Raw genomic sequence first — 1,403 nt, forward strand, 5'->3', positions numbered from 1 at the left:
TAATGAAACTGCGCATCTTAAAATCTGCCGTCACCAACCCTTGGTTTAACCTCGCTACCGAGGATTGGATATTTAATACGCTCAATCCCGACTCGCACACGCTATTCTTATGGCGCAATAGCGAGACTGTGGTCATTGGGCGCTCGCAAAATCCATGGGTGGAATGCAAAATCGATAAGATGGCAGCCGACGATGTATTTTTGGCGCGGCGGCAGAGTGGCGGTGGCGCGGTGTTTCATGATTTAGGCAATACCAACTTTACCTTTTTATCACCCAAAGCCGACTACGACCAAGACGCGAACTTCACCATTATTATTAATGCGCTAAAAAAGTTAGGCATAGACGCGGATTTATCTGGTCGTAACGACATGCAGGTCGGTGATAAGAAAATATCAGGCAGCGCCTTTAAACATGCGGCGGATCGTAGCTTTCATCACGGCACATTACTGGTAAATGCCAACATGCAAAAACTGGGCGATTATCTCAATCCGCATCCACTTAAGCTCAAAGCCAAAGGTATTAAATCTGTCCGCGCTCGCGTTGCTAATTTGGTTGAGTTTAATGAAGACATCAATCATGAGACGCTATCCGAGGCGATTATCGAGGCCTTTTGTGAATATTATCGTGACACTGATTATGGCGACACTACGCCAGTCGAAGAATTGGATGAAGCCACACTTGCAAAAGAGCCGTCATTAAAAAAATACTATCAACAAATGGCAGATTGGGATTGGCGCTTTGGTAAGACCCCTGAATTCAGCCATCATATTGAGACGCGCTTTGATTGGGGCATTATTGACTTGCACCTTGATGTGAAGCAAGCAGTGATACGCGATGTGGTTATTTTCTCTGATGCGCTAAATGTTGAATTAATCGACCTATTAAAAGACACATTGACAGGTATTAAATATGACAAACATGAGATTAAAGCTAAGTTTGACGAGTTATGCAAAGCACATCCTGAGTTGGCAGCACAGATTGATGACGTGTCTGTGTGGTTGATTAGTGAGATGGAAGGTTAGATTTTTGCTTGTTATTAACAATGAATAAAAGGACGCAATTTCCTTTTGTAGCCGATTGCTCAAATGCTTTCATGCTTTATGCTGATTGACCTTGCCGTATAAACCATGCCTTTAGATAAACTTAAGTTTGATATTTTGCGCTTTTGCCATCTATAATGTGATGCAAATAATAGATCCGCTATAAAAGTCCAAACTTTAAACGTTTAAGCAAGGTAGCACTATGGCAGCCTATATCACCGTCGGCGCAAAGACCTCTCACGGTGGGACGGTCATCTCCGGTTCACCGCACACCACTCATAACGGCATCCCTGTCGCGCGTAAAGGCGATAAAGTTATCTGTAAAAAATGCAAAAAGGTCACCACTATTGTTAGTGGTGATGC

General features: G+C 43.3%; 1 protein-coding gene. It reads left to right on the top strand.

Going from position 1 to position 1,403, the window contains the following annotated elements; all coding sequences use genetic code 11:
• Positions 1-1,022 (top strand): lipoate--protein ligase (locus tag I3257_RS14080; RefSeq protein ID WP_238050166.1); only part of this gene is annotated, 1,022 nt, incomplete at its 5' end.
• Positions 1,023-1,403: the final 381 nt, after the last annotated feature.

The organism is Psychrobacter sp. Ps7 (assembly GCF_022129225.1).
Taxonomy (GTDB): Bacteria; Pseudomonadota; Gammaproteobacteria; order Pseudomonadales; family Moraxellaceae; genus Psychrobacter; species Psychrobacter immobilis_A.